Below are 17,018 nucleotides of genomic sequence, written 5' to 3'. Positions count from 1 at the left end.
CAGAAGGGGAATAATAATGACCGAGGATCTTGCAAATACATCAAACTTTTCACGCCGCGACGCCTTGCGATTGATGGCCGCGGGCGGTCTCGCAACGTTGGTTGCGCCGAACCTGCTCGGCAAACCAGCCCTTGCTGCGGGGAGCGACAAGAAGCCGGCTGGCCGTGTGGTCGTGGGTCTTTCCCAGGAGCCGACTGTCTTCAATCCGCTGATGCCGCACATCGAAGTTGACGACGCGCTCCATTTCTCTCTCTTCGATGCGCTTTTCCGTATCGATCCCAAGGGCGTACTCACGCCCAATCTCGCCGCCGAAGTACCGACGGAGGCCAATGGCGGCATTTCGAAAGATGGTCTGGAGTGGCGCATTCGCCTGCGTGACGACGTGCGTTGGCACGACGGCAAGCCTTTCACCGCCGAGGATGTGAAGTTCACCATCGAACTTATCACCAAGCCCGGCTTCCGCGCATGGCGCACCGGCGGGCATTCTCTGGTCCGCGATATCAAAGTCGTGTCTCCGACAGAGCTGACATGGCGGATGGAGAGCGTTTTTGCACCATACCTGTCGTTCCTTGCAGAGACATTCATGGTGCCGAAGCATATTCTGGAGAAGGAAGCCGATCCGAATACCGCACCGTTCAATCAGGCACCGGTTGGAACGGGCGCATTCAAATGGGAAAAACGCACGGCGGGCGACCATATCGAGCTGGTTGCAAACACTGACTATGTGGGTGAAGGCCCCTATATCGAGCGACTGGTCTTCAAGTACATTCCCGATATGACCGTGCTCTACACGCAGTTCAAGAGCGGCGATATCGACCTCGTCGATCAGGCCTATATCAACGCCGACCATTACGAAGAAGCCAAGACCCTGCCGGATCGGACTGTCACACTTGAGCTTGGCGGATCGGTGGAGTCGATCTTTCTCAACCTCGAAAGACCCCAGTTCAAAGATCCGGCGGTGCGGCAGGCCCTCTATGCGGCCATGGATCGTGATGCCATCATCAACCAGATCTATTACGGTGTCGGCACGCTGACCGAAACCTTCATGCCGCAGCAATCGCGTTATTATAACCCCAACCTGCCCAAGCAGAGCTACAATCTCGACAAGGCGCGCAAACTGCTTGATGACGCAGGCTGGGCGCCGGGTTCCGACGGTATTCGCGCTAAGGACGGCGTGCGGTTGTCATTCAACAACTCAACGACATCGGGCAACAATCTGCGCGAACAGGTGCAGCAATTTCTGCAGCAGACATTTGCCGAGATCGGTGTCGAGATGAAAATCTCCAACCTGCCATCGGCTGTCATGTTTGGTGACTTCTGGCTCAAATCACAGTTCGACTCTGCCATCTCTGCCGTGAGCTATCTCATTGCGGCCGACCCAGATGTGACCAACCGTCTGCACACCAAGGCAATCGTCGCCAAGGGTGGAAAAGGCTCCAACACCGGGCAATATTCCAACCCCAAGGTTGATGCCTTGCTTGAGAAGGGCGCGCGCACATTCGATCCGGAAGCACGCAAGGCCATTTACTTCGAAGTGCAGGAAATCGTCCGTCAGGATCTGCCATTCCTGCCCCTCTTCGCTGCGACCTATGTGGTTGGCCGCAAGGGACGCCTCGACGGCTTCGTGCAGAATTCCAACACCCGCACGGCATCTTGGCATGCGGCCAGCTGGAACTGGAAAGGCTGACCTTCTCGCCCGCCGTCGCATATTGCGGCGGCGGCCCATACCTGACGCTGTCATGAGGAGAGCTGAATGCGCGGCTACCTATTAAATCGGCTTTCCCAGAGCCTTATCCTGCTTTTGATTGTTTCGGTCATTGGCTTTGTTGTTCTGAACCTCATTCCGGGCGGACCATTGGCCCAATTCGGGCTTGACCCGAGTATGACGCAGGACGACCTTGATCGCCTGAAAGAGCAACTCGGGCTCAATCGCCCCTTATGGATCCAGTATTTCGACTGGGGATGGCGCCTGTTGCAAGGCGACTGGGGTCACTCCTTCCGCGACGGCGCGCCGGTTCTGGACGTGATTTATCGGCATATCTTTGCGACCCTGCTTTTGATGGGCTCCTCAACCATCATAGCAATTGCACTTGGCACGTGGATCGGCATTCGGGGTGCAACGCACCGCTATTCGGTGTTTGACTATGCCGCGACAATTGGTTCGATGGTGGCGCTTTCCATTCCGACCTTCTGGTTCGGTCTTGTTGGAATTTATATATTTTCGCTGAAGCTGGGCTGGCTTCCCGCTGGCAACATGTACACCATCGGCGATGGTTCGGCGCTGAATTTCATCCATCACCTGATCTTGCCAAGCATCGTGCTCGCCCTGGTGCATGTCGCGATCTGGAGCCGCTATATGCGCTCCGCCACGCTCGATGTCATCAGCCAGGAGTTTGTTACAACGGCACGCGCCAAAGGATTGAGCGAACGGCGAATCCTGATGAAGCACGTTGTTGGCAATGCCTTGCTGCCCATGATCACACTTGCAGGCGTTCAATTGCCCAGCGTTCTGACGGGTGCGCTGGTGACAGAAACCGTGTTCACCTGGCCGGGCATGGGCCGACTGTTTCTGGATAGTCTGGGCTATAGCGACTACCCGGTGGTCATGGGGTTGCTGATGTTCTCGGCCATTCTCGTGATCCTGGGCAATCTCATCGCTGACGTTGCGGTCGCCATCATCGATCCCCGGATCCGTCTGAGTTAAGTTGCGTCTCGTGACGCTGAAGAAGGAGTCATGTTCATGACCGCCATAGCTGTAAATCCTGCCGGAGATCATTGGTGGAACAGCCGCACTGCGCGCCGCTTCAGGAACCATCCTCTCGCCCTGATTGGCACGGTGATGATAGTTGCCCTGACGGTGGCGTGTTTCATCGGCCCATACCTTCTGCCCTATGATAGCCTTTACATCGATCTGCGCGCGCGCTTCGCGCCACCCTTTACCGGCAGCCACTATCTTGGCACAGACCCATTGGGACGAGACCTCGCAGCGCGTCTTTTGATGGCAGGGCGGATTTCGCTCCTTGTCGGCTTTTCAGCTATGGTGTTGTCGATATTCGTCGGCACCGTCGTTGGCGTGATCGCCGGATATAAGGGCGGCTGGCTGGGCAAGGTGCTGATGCGCACCGTGGATGGCTTCCTGTCATTCCCGTCGATCTTTCTGGTGCTGGCTCTTGCCGCAGCATTGAAGCCCAGCCCAATGATGATTACGGTCGTGATTGCTGTGTCCAGCTGGATGGAAGTGGCACGAATTGTGGAAGCGGAGGTTCGCTCGCTGCGTGAACGGGAGTTCGTGCAGGCCGGTCGCATGTTGGGCTTGAGCGGAATGCACATCATGTTCCGCGAAATTCTGCCGAACACGATTGGTCCCATCATCGTTGCCGCAACGCTGACGGTGGCACGCGCAATCCTGATGGAAGCCTATATCAGCTTCCTCGGCTACGGCATTCAGCCGCCCTTGCCAAGCTGGGGCAACATGCTGAACGGTGCGCAGCAATATTTGAGCAGCGCACCGTGGTTGGCCATCATTCCCGGTGCCGCCATCACGATTGCCGTGACCAGCTTCAACTTCATCGGTGACGGTCTTCGCGACGCCTTCGATGTTCGCGGAGATAGCTGAGCCCATCATAATGGATCGGTTGGTCAGACAGCCGATCCACATCACCTCGATAATAGCCACGGCGGACGCCGGTTTGTCAGCCCAAAAGAGAACGATTTCATCGATGACCCAGACACCAATCGCAGCCAAGAACACACCCTACTGGTGGGAAGCGGCACCGGTAAAACCTTTGCCGCAGCAGCCACTAGCCAAGGACGTTGATGTCGTTATTATCGGCGCAGGATATACCGGGCTCGCAGCTGGTCTCGTTCTGGCCCGCGCCGGTCGCAGCGTTGTTGCAATCGACGCGATGAACCCGGGCGAAGGGGCCTCCACGCGCAATGGCGGCATCACCAGCGGCAGTATTCGTCCTGACTACGCCACGCTGACAAAACGCTTCGGTGAAGACGTTGCAATCGCTATCGAGAAAGAGGGCAAGATAGCCCGCCAGTTCCTTTATGACTTCATAGAAAAGGAAGGTCTGGACTGCGATTTCAAACTGACCGGCCAGTTCAAGGGCGTCATCGGCCACGACGAGTACGAGAAAACTGCCCGGTCTGCGGAAACGCTGGCAAAGCGCCTGGGAATTGAAGCCTATGCGGTGCCCTATGCGGAGCAGCAGCATTATGTGGGCACAGATTCCTATCGTGGCGGAATGGCGCGCATGGACATTGGCGGGCTGCATCCGGCAAAATTCCATGCGGAGTTGCTGCGTGTGGCGCTGGCTTCCGGCGTGGGCGTTCATGCCAATACCCGCGTTCTCGCGGTGAACAAGACCGGCGCAGGTTTCGAGGTCGTCACAGAGACTGGAACCGTCCGTGCGCGTCAGGTTCTGGCTTGCACAAACGGCTATACCGACAAAGCCCTGCCTGACTTGCAGCGCCGCCTTGTGCCGGTTCGAAGCCGTATTATCGTTACCGAGGAACTGCCGCCAGAACTGATGGCGAGGCTGATGCCGAAACAGATGATGCTGGTTGAAGGCAAGCAACTCGGCTTCTATTACCGCCCAACGCCGGACGGAAAGCGCGTTCTGCTTGGCGGTCGGGACAGTTCCCGCACAGGCGATCCCGACGCGCCAAAATTGCTTTTGCGCCGTGGCATGGTGGAAATTTTCCCGGACCTTAAACATGTTGGCCTTTCGCACAACTGGTTCGGCAATGTGGCCATGAACCGCGACATGCTGCCCCGGATTTTTGAAAAGGACGGTGTGGTCTACGCGACAGGTTTCTGCGGATCGGGCGTCGTCTGGGCTCCGTGGGTCGGCATGCAGGCGGCTCATAAGCTGCTCGGCAGCAAGGACGCGGCACGCAGTCCTTTTGAATTTCGTCCACCGGCATCCGTACCCTTTTACAATGGAGACCCATGGTTCATGCCAGCCATCATTCAAGGCTATCGAATGCAGGACCGCATTGCCCTCTCCCGCGCAAAGCGATGACATGGCCCATGCCTGAAACCACGCTTGAGAAAGATTTCATTGCCGAGTAGCCAATTGTTTCGGCAAGAAATACCGAGCGGCTGCTCAAATGCGGTCAATCCTGCTGCGAAAAAGGCATATCTTCCAAAGTGCGGCTATCCCGATAGCCGACCGGAGTGCTCAAACCATATCGCCGGTTTATCTCATGGGAGGGGTTCCAGTGGCAGTATCGGTCCGCGTGAAATCTTTTGATCTGGTCGCGCAAGACATCAGCGAGGCAGATGTGCAGGCGCTCCATGCGCTGTCCCTCGGCGTCGGTTGGCCCCACCGGCCAGCGGACTGGGAATTGCTGCGGCGTGTCGGACAAGGCATCGTTGCGGTTGATGAAATCGGCAGGATTTTCGGCAGCGCCATGTGGTTTCCACATGGAGAGGATTTTGCGACCGTTGGACTGGTTATCACAACCCCGCGTGCCCAAGCGAATGGTGCCGGTCGCTGGCTGATGGAACAGGTGATGGACAAGTGTCGTGGCCGGAGCCTCGCTCTCAATTCGACCAGAGCCGCCTATCCGCTCTATATGTCGCTTGGGTTCGACGCTGAGGGAAAGGTCTCTATGCATGACGGTGTCGTGTCGGCGGTGCCGACCTTGCCAAAGCCAGACGGCATTTTGAGCGAGCTACCCGCCCAATCTGTCCATGAAGTGAGCGCATTGGACAAGGCGGCATTCGGGACCGAGCGCGCACAATTGCTTCGGGTGCTTTCAGAGGCTGCAGTGACATGCGTGCTGCGAAGAGATGGTGAAGTTGCAGGCTATGCGATGCGCCGCAATTTCGGGGCGGGTCAGGTCATCGGCCCTGTGGTCGCCTCGAACGAGGCAGATGCAATGCAGATGGTCGCGTGGCATTTGGCGTCGCTTGAGGGCAAGTACACGCGGATTGACACCAGAGAGGAAGGGGCCTTCGCAGAATTTCTGGTGGCGTGCGGCCTTCATCCGACTGAAGTTACCACGACCTTGTCCAAAGGGCGAAGGTTCCTGAACAGGAGCCAAAATGCTCCCTGGGTTTACGGTCTGGCCGGGCACGCACTGGGTTGATGACCTTGCATTACTCCATCTGTCAGAAAAGGCACAAGGCTGAATGACGCTATTCGACATATTGCAAAAACTGGTGTCATTTCCCTCGGTTGTCGGCCAACCCAATGGCGATATCGTTGACTGGATTGCGGATTACGCCCGGAGTCACGGTGCGCATGTGACGACAGCCCTTGGCCCTGAAGGGGATCGCTCGAACCTCTTCGCAACCATTGGCCCACGTGATGTGCCGGGCGTCATTCTTTCCGGCCACTTGGATGTCGTTCCGGCGGGCGAAGCGGAATGGTCCAGCGACCCCTTTTCCCTGCGTGCCGATGGCGACACTCTCTTTGGGCGCGGCACCAGCGACATGAAAGGCTTTCTGGCCTGCGCCCTCGCGGCCCTGCCGGAATTTTCAAAAATGCCGTTGAAGCGGCCCATCCATCTTGCATTTTCCTATGATGAGGAAGCCGGTTGCAAGGGTGTGCCGCATCTTATCAAACTGATCCCCACGCTATGCGCGCTTCCAGACATGTGCATCGTCGGCGAGCCGAGTGGCCTGCGCGCCATCCAAGCCCATAAGGGCAAGGCGGCGGCGCGGATCACCGTCCGTGGGCGTTCTGGCCATTCCTCACGGCCTGATCTGGGTCTGAACGCCATCCATGCGATGAGCGAAATACTGACGAGCGCCGTGAATGCGGCAGATGCGTTCACGTACGGTCCGTTCGATCTGAATTTTGAACCGCCCTACTCCTCGCTTCAGGTTGGCAAGATCAGCGGGGGACAGGCGGTCAACATCATTCCTGACCTTTGCATTGCGGACATTGAGGCACGGGCAATTTCAGGCGTCTCGCCTGCGGGCCTGCTCCAACCTTTGCGCGATACGACCGAGGTGCTGCGAACCAAAGGTTTCGATGTCAGCTTCGAGACATTGAGCGAGTATCCGGCGCTGTCACTTTCAGCCGACGCACCCCTCACCGCACTTCTGCGCGAATTGACGGGCATCGAGCCGCTGGCCGCCGTTAGTTACGGCACCGAAGCCGGGCTCTATCAGGCAGCGGGTATCGACAGCATCATCTGCGGTCCGGGTGATATTGGGCGTGCACACAAGCCCAATGAGTTCATTACCCGAGACGAGCTAACCGCCTGCCACCGTATGCTGGTTGCGCTTGGAGCGGGATTGAGTGCCTGATGCTTTGAAAAACGGTCAGATGTGCTGAACGTCACCCCTGCGTCAGTGCATACTGCGGTTGGAAATACGCCACGTTGGGCGACTGAAAGACGAGGACCGGTGCATGACATTCCTATTCAATTCCGACGCAGCCCGCGCAAAAATCTTCGCGCAGCAATTTGCGCAGGACCTGCCTGACGTGCCGTTTGTATCCGACCCGGCCACCGTCGATCCTGAAAGCGTTCGCTATCTGATGACATGGACTGCGCCGACAGACCTTGCGCGCTACAGAAATCTGGAAATCCTGTTTTCCATTGGTGCCGGTATCGACCAGTTCGATACATCGGCCCTGCCCGGCCATGTGAAACTGGTGCGGATGGTGGAAGATGGCATCACGCGAATGATGCAGGAATATGTGACGCTTGGCGTTCTGGCGCTCCACCGCCGCCTGCCAGACTATCTGGCACAGCAGGCCAAAGCCGAATGGAAAGCATTGCCGGTGAAGCAGGCGCATGAGCGAGGTGTCGGCGTGCTGGGGCTTGGCCATCTTGGCAAGGCGGTGCTGGAGAGGCTGGAACCTTTCGGCTTTGCGCTTTCAGGCTGGAGCCGCAGCGAACATACAATCGATGGCGTTACCTGCTACCATGGCGCAGATCAGATCGACAGCTTTCTGGCGCGAACGGATATTCTGATCTGCCTGCTGCCGTTGACGCCTGAAACGCGTGGCTTTCTGAACGCGGAGCTTTTTGCGAAGCTGCCTGCTGGTGCAGCGCTCATCCATGCCGGGCGTGGGCCGCAGCTCGATCAGACTGCCCTGATAGATGCGTTGGAAAGCGGACATATCTCCGGCGCGATGCTTGATGTGACAGACCCGGAGCCGCTGCCTGCGGGCCATCCGCTGTGGCAGCACCCCGGCATCATGATTACCCCGCACATCGCCTCCGTGACCCAGCCGGAAACGGCAGCGAAAGCCGTCATCGACAATATCCGTCGGCATGAAAACGGCCTTGATCCCATCGGCCTCATCGACCGTAGCCGTGGCTATTGAACGGCAACGGTGCGCCAAACCATAACCCATTTGATCTTCAAAGCGGATGAAACCCATGAAAAACCATTCCATCGCTATCATTCCCGGTGACGGCATCGGCACTGCCGTGATTGATGCCGCCTGGACCATCTTGCAGGCAGCGGCGAAAAAGCAGGGTAGCTTCACGCTGAGCGGAACAACATTTCCGTGGTCCTGCGCCTTCTACAAGGAGACCGGCGCGATGATGCCGGCAGATGGGATCAATATCCTGCGTGGACATGATGCCATTCTATTGGGTGCCGTGGGCTGGCCAGCGGAAGTGCCTGATTCCGTTTCGCTGCACGGCCTGCTGCTGCCCATCCGCAAAGCTTTTGTTCAATATGCCAACATTCGCCCCCACCGGCTGCTGCCGGGTGTCGAGGGGCCGTTGAAGAAAGACGGTTTCGATATTCTCTGCATCCGCGAAAACACCGAAGGGGAATATTCTGGCGCGGGTGGCCGGGTTCATGTCGGCACGCCGGATGAAGTGGCGGTCGAAACCTCGATCTTCACCCGTACGGGCGTCGAGCGTATTCTTCGCTTCGGTTTTGAGCAGGCACGTTCCCGCCGCAAGAAACTGGCATCGGTTACCAAATCCAATGCCCAGAAATATTCCATGGTGTTCTGGGATGAGATGACGGCTCAAATTGCGGCTGACTATCCCGATGTCGAGGTGACGAATTATCACATCGATGCCATGGCGGCCCGCATGGTCATGGCACCCGAATCGCTGGACGTGGTGGTGGCTTCCAACCTCTTCGGCGATATTCTGACTGATCTGGGTGCGGCCATTCAGGGTGGGCTTGGCTTTGCGGCATCGGCCAACATCAACCCGGATCGTTCAGCGCCATCCATGTTTGAGCCCGTCCATGGCTCGGCCCCCGACATCGCACATCTCGGCATAGCCAACCCCATCGCGGCCATCTGGTCCGGTGCGATGATGCTGGATCATTTGGGCGAGAAACAGGCCGCCGCAGATATCATCACGGCCATCGAAGCGGCAACGGCAAAGGGGATCGGCACCGTGCCCGGCAAGGACAAGACTGAAACGATTACGGCAGCAGTGCTGGCAGCGATGCAACAATAAGCGCCTGCGGAGGATAGCTCCTCCTCAGCGCACGCCAATGCCAGCCGTCAGACCGCCATCGATGCGATGATCGGTGCCGGTGATGAAGGCCGCCTTGTCGGAGGCCAGGAATGCGACGAGAACGGCGACCTCTTCCGGCTCTCCAATGCGCCCGAGTGGATGGGCCGCGCCGAAGCGTTGGAACACCGCGTCGATGTCCGCATCCGGCCCCTCGAATGTGCGTGCAGCCAATTCGAGGATGGGGGTGCGGACAGAACCCGGACTGACTGAGACGACGCGGATTTGATCCGCCGCGAAATCGAGCGCCATGGCGCGTGTCATGGAATGGATCGCGCCTTTCGATGCAACATAGGCGGAAACGCCGCTCTGGCAGGCGTGCCCCTGCACGCTGGAAATATTGACGATCACGCCTTTTCCGCGCTTGCGCATCTCTGGAACGCCGAACTGCGCCGTCAGATGGATCGAGCCGACATTGACGGCCATGCAGCGCATGAATGTATCGAACGGGGTTTGGGTCGCATCGCCATAGGGGTGGACTGCTGCAGAATTGACGATGACATCGATCCCGCCGCCGAGCGCAGCCGCCTGTTCAAACGCAATGCGAACGGCTTGCGGATCGGACACATCGGTTTCCAGCACCAGAACATCAAGATCTTCAGCTTTTGCAAGGCTGGCCAGCTCTTGGTTGGCCGCGACATCAATGCCAAGGGCTACGACGCGCGCACCGCTGCGTGCCAAATTGAGCGTCACGGCGCGGCCAATGCCCGTGGTGCCGGTTACGACAGCAATCTTGTCAGCGAATTCACCCACGATATCGGTCCCTTATTTGCTCTTGGAATCCCGCGAAACGGTCGCATTTGGAATAAACACCAGACCTGCGCTCAAATGCCGGTCCATATGATAGGAAAAAGCGATCTTGTCCTTGCTGCGCAGGGCTTCGATGATCGACTGATGTTCACCGAAGACGCCTTTCAAGGTGGAGCGTTTCGACTTGCCAGCCATCATCAGCCGCTGGATCACCGGCTTCAACATGCCATAGGTTTCCGTCAGCGTCCGGTTTCCAGCCGCAGTCACCAGAAGCATATGGAACTTGAAGTCGAGTTCGGAGGCTTCTTCGGCACTGCCAGCCGTCAGGATCGCAGCATTCACAGCCTCAATCTCCTCAAGCTTATCGGGCGTCAGGTGTTCGCTCAGCAGATCGAAGAGGTTCATTTCCGTCAGACGGCGATAGCCCTGAATGTCCTGAAACGCATCCGCCGATACATCCATTGCAAAAGCGAAGAGATCACGCATGGCGTTGTGATGCTGGTCTGTCAGCACAGCGCCGAGCTTCTGGCGAGATTCGGCAATGCCATAGGCTTTCAGTGTGCGAAACGCTTCGCGAACGGTGTTGCGACTGGACGCAAACATTTCCGCAAGCTCCACCTCGCTGGGCAAAACATCGCCAACACCAAGGCCGCGCTCGCGTATCAAGGCTCTGATCTGACCGACGACTTCATCGACAGCTGACGGCTTGCTGTCCTGATCAGGCACTTTCAACGGGAACCTCCTCTGTTACTCAGCTAGCCATAATATGTTGGCCTTATTATTGCAAATTCATTTTTCTCTTGCCAATTTTCTCCCGCAATGCCTTTATTGTCCAACATTAAGGAATGGAGACGTCAATGTTGGAGAGTTGGCGGTGGTTCGGAAACAATGATCCGGTCACCTTGTCACATGCCCGCCAGGCAGGTGCTCGCGGTGTCGTCACGGCGCTGCATCACATCTATGATGGGCGCACGTGGAGTGTGGATGACATACTTGCCCACAAGGCGACGATAGAGCGTGCAGGCATGGTATGGTCTGTTTGCGAGTCCATTCCCGTCAATTCGGCAATCAAGCTGCGCAATGCGAAATGGCGCCAATATGTCGATAGCTGGAAGGACAGTCTGGCCAATCTCGGGCGCTCTGGAGTTCCCGTTGTCTGCTACAATTTCATGCCGGTGGTTGATTGGACGCGCACGAACCTGCGCTACCCCACAGAAGCAGGCGGTCTGGCGCTTCGGTTCGATATGGCTGATTTTGCCGCCTATGACCTGTTCGTGCTGAAACGTCGCGCCGCTGAGGAAAGCTACGCGCCTGAGCTGATCGAGGTAGCGCGCCAGCGCTTCGAGGCGATGACCGAGGACGAGCTTCTAACCATGGAGACCAACATCATTGCCGGTCTTCCCGGAAAGGAAGATACCCACACGCGCGAAACAATTCGCGAGCAGATCGCCAGTTTCGATGAGATATCGTCCGACAACATGCGCGCCAATCTGGTCGAGTTCCTCAAGGAAATTGTGCCGGTGGCGGTGGAATACGGTGTTCGCCTCGGCATCCACCCCGATGATCCGCCTTTTTCGCTGTTTGGTCTGCCGCGCGTCGTTTCGCAAGCGCAGGATATCGAAACGATCCTCGGTTCCGTCGATCATCAGGCGAACGGCATTACGCTTTGCGCCGGTTCCTATGGCTCTCGCGTGGGCAACGATCTGACGGAGATGGCGAAGCGCTTTGCAAGCCGGGTTCACTTCGCTCACCTTCGCAATGTGAAGAAAGAGGCTGACGGCTCCTTCATCGAATCCGACCATCTGGATGGCGACGTGAACATGGTGTCGCTGATCTCGGTGCTGCGCGGGGAAGAAAAGCGCCGCGACGCCGAAGGGCGGGCTGACAGCGTCATTCCGTTTCGACCGGATCATGGGCATCTGCTGATCGATGACCAGAATAAAACCGTCAACCCGGGCTATTCCTGCATTGGCAGGCTGAAAGGGCTGGCGGAACTTCGCGGTGTCATCGCCGCAGTCGACCAGCTCGAGCATGGCATCGGCGCGTGACGCAGCTTAGCTGAACGTCCGATATCCTGCCCATCCCACATCTCGTGTTGATGGGTCAGCGGTTCAATTCTGACGATTGGGGTGTAGGAGACCCAACCGTCAGTCCGACAGAAACTCAAAGGGAGGAGATACTATGAAGACCTTTATTACCATGACGGCTCTGGGCCTGATGGCCGGGACGAGCTTTGTCAACGCAGCAGACAAGCCGGTTGTCGCCAGCATCGTTTTCCAGGGTGACCAGTTCATGAAGTCGCTTCAGGCCGGCATGCGCAGCGCAGCCGAAAAGGCCGGAGCCGAAATACTCGAAACAAACATCGATGGCGACCAAGCCAAGGAATCGCAGGCAATCGACACCTACATCGCCCGCAAGGTGAACGCGATCGTCATTGCACCCGTTTCCGCCAAGAACTCGGCTGCCGCTCTCAAGCGTGCACGTGATGCTGGCATCACCGTTGTTGCCGTGAATGGTGGCCTGACCGACGACACGATTGCCCAGGCAACCTTCTCAACATCCAACAAGGATCTCGGCATGTCGACAGGCAAGGCTGCCGGTGCCTTCATCAAGACGACACTCGCGGGCAAAGCCAACGTTGCCATACTCGGCTTCAAGTCGCTGTTGCCTGAACAGAGCGGCGACCGGACAGGTGGATTCAAGACCGCCGCTGAAGCCGGCAACCAGGTCAAGATCGTGACTGAGCAGGACGCCTGGCTACCGGAAAAAGCCGTGTCGGTCGCAACCGACATTCTCACCGCCAATCCTGACGTCAACGTTATCTATGCAGCCAACGAAGGCGGCACCGTTGGCGCCATGCAGGCTGTGCGCAATGCTGGCAAAGCAGGATCGGTCTATGTGTTCGGCATCGACGGCTCAGAACAACTCGCCAAGGGTTTGATGGCGAAAGACAATGTTCTACAGGCCGTTACCGCCCAGTCGCCGTTTGATATGGGTGCTGCGGGCGTGAATGCTGCGCTTTCTATCCTCAAGGGTGAAAAGGTTGAGAAACAGACGACGGTTCCGGCCATTCTTCTGTCTCGTGCCGAGCCTGAGGGCATCAAGACCTTCGTCGAGTCCTTGAAGAAGTAGGTCTCCAAAACCCAAGCGTCTGGCGGCGCGGCGCAATCGGCGTCCGCTGCCAGATGTTACTGACTTGATGGGAGCAGGCATGTCGGCGGTTCTTCAACTGCGCGGGCTTACGAAGCGTTACGGCGCCGTGACCGCGCTGAGCGACTTCACCCACAATTTTTCACGCGGGCAGGTTCACGCTCTTCTGGGTAAAAACGGCTCAGGCAAGAGCACGTTCATCAAGATCATGTCTGGCGCGACGGAACCGAGCTCAGGCGAGGTGATCGTCAATGGCAAGCCCTGTCAATTTGCCCGTCCAGCCGAAGCGCTGGAAGCCGGTATCGTTACCGTCTATCAGGAACTCAGCCTTGTTCCGCACTTAAGCGTTGCCGAAAACATCTTCATCGGTCGCCTGCCCAAGATTGCTGGCACGCCGATCATCGACTGGAAGGCGCTGCGCCGCAAAGCGCGTACGCTGCTCGATGATATGGGCGCCGGAGATATCGATCCGGATGCGGCAGCCGGGTCCCTTTCGATTGGCCGCCAGCAGGTTATCGAGATTGCCAAGGCGATGTCGTTCAACCCATCGATCCTGCAGCTTGATGAGCCCACTTCTGCGCTGGCGCAGGCCGAAGTGAAGCAACTTTTCACGCTGATCAAGCGGCTGCGCGATCGCGGTGTGACCATCATTTATATTTCGCACAGGCTGGCCGAACTCACCGAGATTGCTGATACGGTGACCGCTCTTCGCGATGGCGTCCTCACCGGCTCCCGGCCCATTGCGGAGGCGACGCCGGATGTGATCCTCGAATTGATGTTCGGCGAAATCCAGCCGGTTAACAGACCGCTGCACAAAAAGGACAGGGGGCGGCCCGTTCTGCAGGTGCGCAACCTGTCGCTTGCACCAAAACTGGCTGATGTCTCCTTCGATCTCCACCACGGCGAAGTGCTTGGCATTGCGGGCATGCTTGGCTCTGGGCGCACCGAGTTGCTGCGCGCCATCTATGGCGCAGGTCCGATGGACGGCGGCGAAGTCATCGTCGATGGCAAGACCATCAAAGATGTATCCATCGCGACGATGAAAGCGCTGGGGTTGGGCTACACATCGGAAGACCGCAAGCACGGCGGACTGGCGCAAATCCTGTCGAGCCACGCCAACCTGTGTCTGGCGGCGATGCATTCGATCAGCAAGATGGGCTTTGTGACCGCAGCGCGCGAAAAACCCTTCGTTGATCGCCAGATCAGAGACCTGCTGATCAAGGTTGGCAACCCGTCGCTTCCCGTTTCGAGCCTGTCAGGCGGCAATCAGCAGAAGATCGTCGTTGGCAACTGGATGAACAATGATCCACGCATCCTGCTTTTTGACGAACCCGGGCGCGGCGTCGATGTTCTGGCCAAGCAGCAAATCTATCAGATCATCTGGGAACAGGCGACGCGTGGCCTTTCCAGCATCGTCGTTTCAACAGAACTCGAAGATCTGGTGAAATGCTGTGACCGCATTTTGATTTTGCGCGACGGCGTGATTGCAGACGAATTCATCAACGATCAGCTCGACCCGAAGGCGCTCTATGCAAGCTGCATGGTGCGTCAGGCCACAAGCTGACAAAGAGGATACCAACGATGACAACCTCCGACGGGACAGTCGGCGCATTCGTGCGGCGCAACTCGATGCTTCTCATCCTCATCGCCCTGTATATTCTGGTCGCGGTCACTGCTCGCGGCTTCTTCACGCTCGATAACCAGTTGAATATTCTGCGAACTATCGCCGTGCCGGGCATGATCGCTTTCGGGATGACCCTGTTGATCATTGTTGGCGAAATCGACCTTTCCGTCGGGTCCATGGTGGCCGCTTCGGCCTGTATTCTGGCCTGGCTCGTCAATGCGATCTCTGGCGGAGACTTCGAACCAAGCGTTTTTGTGGTCATCGTCGCCATGACCCTCACTTTTGCCTTTGGTGCCGCAGTGGGTATCTTCAATGGCTGGCTGCGGAACCGATACATGGTACCGACCTTCATTTCCTCGCTAGCGATGATGGCGACGCTTGCGGGCCTTGCCAACATGATCACCGATGGTACGCCCATCGAATCCTTCCCGTCCTGGTATTATTTCATCGGCAGCGGTCGGATTTTTAACATTCCCATGCCCGTCTATCTGCTGCTGCTGTCCTTTGCCATCTCATATGTTCTGGCAAACTTCACCAGCTTCGGTCGAGCAGTCTATGCCATCGGCGGCAATGCGGAAGCGGCACGCCTGTCTGGCCTTGCCGTTAACCGGACGCGTATGACCTGCCTCGTTATCACGAGCCTCTTCGCCGTCATGGGTGGCATCGTTTATTCGTCGCTCCTCAACTCCGGCAACCCGACGATTGCCAAGGGCATGGAACTGGAAGTCATCTCGGCTGTGATCATTGGCGGCGTCAGCCTGTTTGGCGGCAAAGGGTCGATCTGGGGCGCTTTCGTTGGCGTCCTCTTTCTCGGTGTTCTGCTGAACGCCATGACGCTTTGGGGCTTCAACCCCTATGCCCAACAGGTGGTTCGCGGAATACTGATCCTCGGTGCAGTCTTCATCAATCTGGTCATCGAGCGCCCTCACCTTGGCCATGCGTGACGTGACAGACCCGGACAACTCGTCCGTCCATATGGTTTGGGATTGCGGCGAAGCCTCGCTACAGAGCCTCGGCGGGATGCTTGGCCCGGTCACCTTCCGTCTGCCAGATGGAAGACCGGTCCAGCCGCTGCATGTCGCGCCTTGGGAAAACGAGGATCTGAGCGATCATCCACCCATCCTTCGCCGGCTGCGGGGCGAGTGGCCGTGTGTGCCGTTCGGCATGCCGCCCGAAGCTCCGCTTCCAGAGCGCTGGCAACTGGAGGCCGGATCGGCAAGCCACGCACCGGATGTTGCGGGCGCATATCCCCATGGTTTCGGTTCGAACCATTATTGGCGCTTGGCTTCTGACGGCGTTTCGCAAATGACAGCCGAAATCGAGTATCCGCCAGCCAGCGCCATCTCCCATATGCACCGCCGCATCACTGCAACACCCGGGAAAGCCGAACTGACATTCGAGCTCAGTATCAGCGCACGCCGCGATTGCCGTATGCCAATCGGCCTTCACCCGGTATTTGCCCTTTCCTCAGAGACGGGATCCATGCACCTTGACCCCGGCAATTATGCCGCCGTTCACAGTCATCCCCTGGAAGAATCTGCGGGTATCACGCCGTTTGAAAGTGGTTCTATATTCGCTGATCTTTCGAAGCTCCCGGCACGGGATGGCAGCTTTATCGATGCATGCAGGCTGCCCCTCGCGTCTCCTTCGGAAATCCTGTTGTTGCTGAGCGGCGCAAGTGGCAAGGCAGCATTGACGAATACCGCCGAAGGCTATGTTACGGAACTCGAATGGGATCAGCATGTGTTTCCCAACCTGATGCTCTGGATCTCCAATCGCGGCCGCACGCATGCGCCGTGGTCCGGGCGACATCTTGCGCTCGGCATGGAGCCCGTTCGCGCTGCTTTTGATCTTGGCGAGCAGGTTTCTGCGGCGAACAATCCGCTTCGGCAGGCCGGAATTGAAACGAGCTGGGCTTTTACTGCTGGCGAATGCCTGACGACGCGATACTCCATTCGTTGCATGCCGCGCCTTTGAGAACCGCAGATCGCCTTAAAGGCTGAATAACGGAAAAGGCGGGAAGGATATCTCCTCC

At 57.7% G+C, this 17,018-nt stretch carries 15 protein-coding genes; 13 read left to right on the top strand and 2 right to left on the bottom strand.

Annotated elements, in window-relative coordinates; all coding sequences use genetic code 11:
* Window positions 1–16 precede the first annotated feature (16 nt).
* The 8 genes from RQI55_RS13660 (at window position 17) to RQI55_RS13625 (ending at window position 9,402) form a co-directional block, all read left to right on the top strand.
* Window positions 17–1,687: a peptide ABC transporter substrate-binding protein gene (locus tag RQI55_RS13660; RefSeq protein ID WP_311272843.1), complete on the top strand. Its 1,671-nt coding sequence runs from the start codon at window positions 17–19 to the stop codon at window positions 1,685–1,687.
* A gap of 66 nt (window positions 1,688–1,753) precedes the next feature.
* The gene (locus RQI55_RS13655; protein ID WP_042618781.1) at window positions 1,754–2,704 is read left to right on the top strand and encodes an ABC transporter permease; all 951 of its coding nucleotides are present in this window, start codon (window positions 1,754–1,756) and stop codon (window positions 2,702–2,704) included.
* A gap of 36 nt (window positions 2,705–2,740) precedes the next feature.
* Window positions 2,741–3,616 (top strand): ABC transporter permease, encoded by an 876-nt coding sequence (locus RQI55_RS13650; protein WP_042618832.1) that lies wholly within the window; start codon window positions 2,741–2,743, stop codon window positions 3,614–3,616.
* A 103-nt stretch (window positions 3,617–3,719) separates the two neighbouring features.
* Window positions 3,720–5,030, top strand: a complete 1,311-nt coding sequence (locus RQI55_RS13645) for an FAD-binding oxidoreductase (RefSeq protein ID WP_311272842.1) — start codon at window positions 3,720–3,722, stop codon at window positions 5,028–5,030.
* 199 nt (window positions 5,031–5,229) lie between these two features.
* On the top strand, window positions 5,230–6,102 hold the full coding sequence (locus RQI55_RS13640; RefSeq protein ID WP_311272841.1) for a GNAT family N-acetyltransferase: 873 nt from the start codon (window positions 5,230–5,232) through the stop codon (window positions 6,100–6,102).
* A 43-nt stretch (window positions 6,103–6,145) separates the two neighbouring features.
* Window positions 6,146–7,270 (top strand): acetylornithine deacetylase, encoded by a 1,125-nt coding sequence (gene argE, locus RQI55_RS13635; protein ID WP_311272840.1) that lies wholly within the window; start codon window positions 6,146–6,148, stop codon window positions 7,268–7,270.
* Window positions 7,271–7,373: 103 nt separating this feature from the next.
* Window positions 7,374–8,297 (top strand): glyoxylate/hydroxypyruvate reductase A, encoded by a 924-nt coding sequence (locus tag RQI55_RS13630; RefSeq protein ID WP_311272839.1) that lies wholly within the window; start codon window positions 7,374–7,376, stop codon window positions 8,295–8,297.
* Between the two features lie 55 nt (window positions 8,298–8,352).
* Window positions 8,353–9,402 (top strand): tartrate dehydrogenase, encoded by a 1,050-nt coding sequence (locus tag RQI55_RS13625; RefSeq protein WP_311272838.1) that lies wholly within the window; start codon window positions 8,353–8,355, stop codon window positions 9,400–9,402.
* Between the two features lie 24 nt (window positions 9,403–9,426).
* Here RQI55_RS13625 and RQI55_RS13620 read toward each other — a convergent pair whose 3' ends face one another.
* Both RQI55_RS13620 and RQI55_RS13615 read right to left on the bottom strand, forming a co-directional pair.
* The gene (locus RQI55_RS13620; RefSeq protein WP_311272837.1) at window positions 9,427–10,212 is read right to left on the bottom strand and encodes an SDR family oxidoreductase; all 786 of its coding nucleotides are present in this window, start codon (window positions 10,210–10,212) and stop codon (window positions 9,427–9,429) included.
* 12 nt (window positions 10,213–10,224) lie between these two features.
* Window positions 10,225–10,935 carry an FCD domain-containing protein gene (locus RQI55_RS13615; protein ID WP_311272914.1) on the bottom strand — a complete coding sequence of 237 codons (711 nt, stop codon included), beginning with the start codon at window positions 10,933–10,935 and terminating at the stop codon, window positions 10,225–10,227.
* Between the two features lie 131 nt (window positions 10,936–11,066).
* On the opposite strand from RQI55_RS13615, the gene uxuA reads away from it, so the two are divergent.
* From uxuA to RQI55_RS13590, 5 genes are all read left to right on the top strand, one after another.
* Entirely contained in the window at window positions 11,067–12,257 is a 1,191-nt protein-coding gene (uxuA, locus tag RQI55_RS13610) for a mannonate dehydratase (protein ID WP_311272836.1), read from the top strand.
* Window positions 12,258–12,390: 133 nt separating this feature from the next.
* Window positions 12,391–13,341, top strand: coding sequence for a substrate-binding domain-containing protein (locus RQI55_RS13605; protein ID WP_052496877.1), 951 nt, complete (start codon window positions 12,391–12,393; stop codon window positions 13,339–13,341).
* A 79-nt stretch (window positions 13,342–13,420) separates the two neighbouring features.
* Window positions 13,421–14,923 carry a sugar ABC transporter ATP-binding protein gene (locus RQI55_RS13600; protein ID WP_311272835.1) on the top strand — a complete coding sequence of 501 codons (1,503 nt, stop codon included), beginning with the start codon at window positions 13,421–13,423 and terminating at the stop codon, window positions 14,921–14,923.
* Between the two features lie 17 nt (window positions 14,924–14,940).
* Window positions 14,941–15,927, top strand: coding sequence for an ABC transporter permease (locus RQI55_RS13595; protein ID WP_311272834.1), 987 nt, complete (start codon window positions 14,941–14,943; stop codon window positions 15,925–15,927).
* The gene (locus tag RQI55_RS13590) at window positions 15,875–16,960 is read left to right on the top strand and encodes a hypothetical protein (RefSeq protein ID WP_155398911.1); all 1,086 of its coding nucleotides are present in this window, start codon (window positions 15,875–15,877) and stop codon (window positions 16,958–16,960) included. The genes RQI55_RS13595 and RQI55_RS13590 overlap by 53 nt, the downstream gene beginning before the upstream one ends.
* The last annotated feature ends 58 nt before the right edge of the window (window positions 16,961–17,018 follow it).

It is taken from the genome of Rhizobium sp. WCS2018Hpa-16 (assembly GCF_031843705.1).
Lineage (GTDB): Bacteria > Pseudomonadota > Alphaproteobacteria > Rhizobiales > Rhizobiaceae > Agrobacterium > Agrobacterium tumefaciens_C.
The sequence above is the reverse complement of the archived record's forward strand: the minus strand, read 5'-3'. Positions and strand labels throughout refer to the sequence as shown.

Bases quoted from the DNA above. Each gene is read 5' to 3' on its own strand.
- RQI55_RS13660 (WP_311272843.1), top strand. From the start codon at position 17: ATGACCGAGGATCTTGCAAATACATCAAACTTTTCACGCCGCGACGCC.
- RQI55_RS13655 (WP_042618781.1), top strand. From the start codon at position 1,754: ATGCGCGGCTACCTATTAAATCGGCTTTCCCAGAGCCTTATCCTGCTT.
- RQI55_RS13650 (WP_042618832.1), top strand. From the start codon at position 2,741: ATGACCGCCATAGCTGTAAATCCTGCCGGAGATCATTGGTGGAACAGC.
- RQI55_RS13645 (WP_311272842.1), top strand. From the start codon at position 3,720: ATGACCCAGACACCAATCGCAGCCAAGAACACACCCTACTGGTGGGAA.
- argE (WP_311272840.1), top strand. From the start codon at position 6,146: ATGACGCTATTCGACATATTGCAAAAACTGGTGTCATTTCCCTCGGTT.
- RQI55_RS13630 (WP_311272839.1), top strand. From the start codon at position 7,374: ATGACATTCCTATTCAATTCCGACGCAGCCCGCGCAAAAATCTTCGCG.
- RQI55_RS13625 (WP_311272838.1), top strand. From the start codon at position 8,353: ATGAAAAACCATTCCATCGCTATCATTCCCGGTGACGGCATCGGCACT.
- uxuA (WP_311272836.1), top strand. From the start codon at position 11,067: ATGTTGGAGAGTTGGCGGTGGTTCGGAAACAATGATCCGGTCACCTTG.
- RQI55_RS13605 (WP_052496877.1), top strand. From the start codon at position 12,391: ATGAAGACCTTTATTACCATGACGGCTCTGGGCCTGATGGCCGGGACG.
- RQI55_RS13600 (WP_311272835.1), top strand. From the start codon at position 13,421: ATGTCGGCGGTTCTTCAACTGCGCGGGCTTACGAAGCGTTACGGCGCC.
- RQI55_RS13595 (WP_311272834.1), top strand. From the start codon at position 14,941: ATGACAACCTCCGACGGGACAGTCGGCGCATTCGTGCGGCGCAACTCG.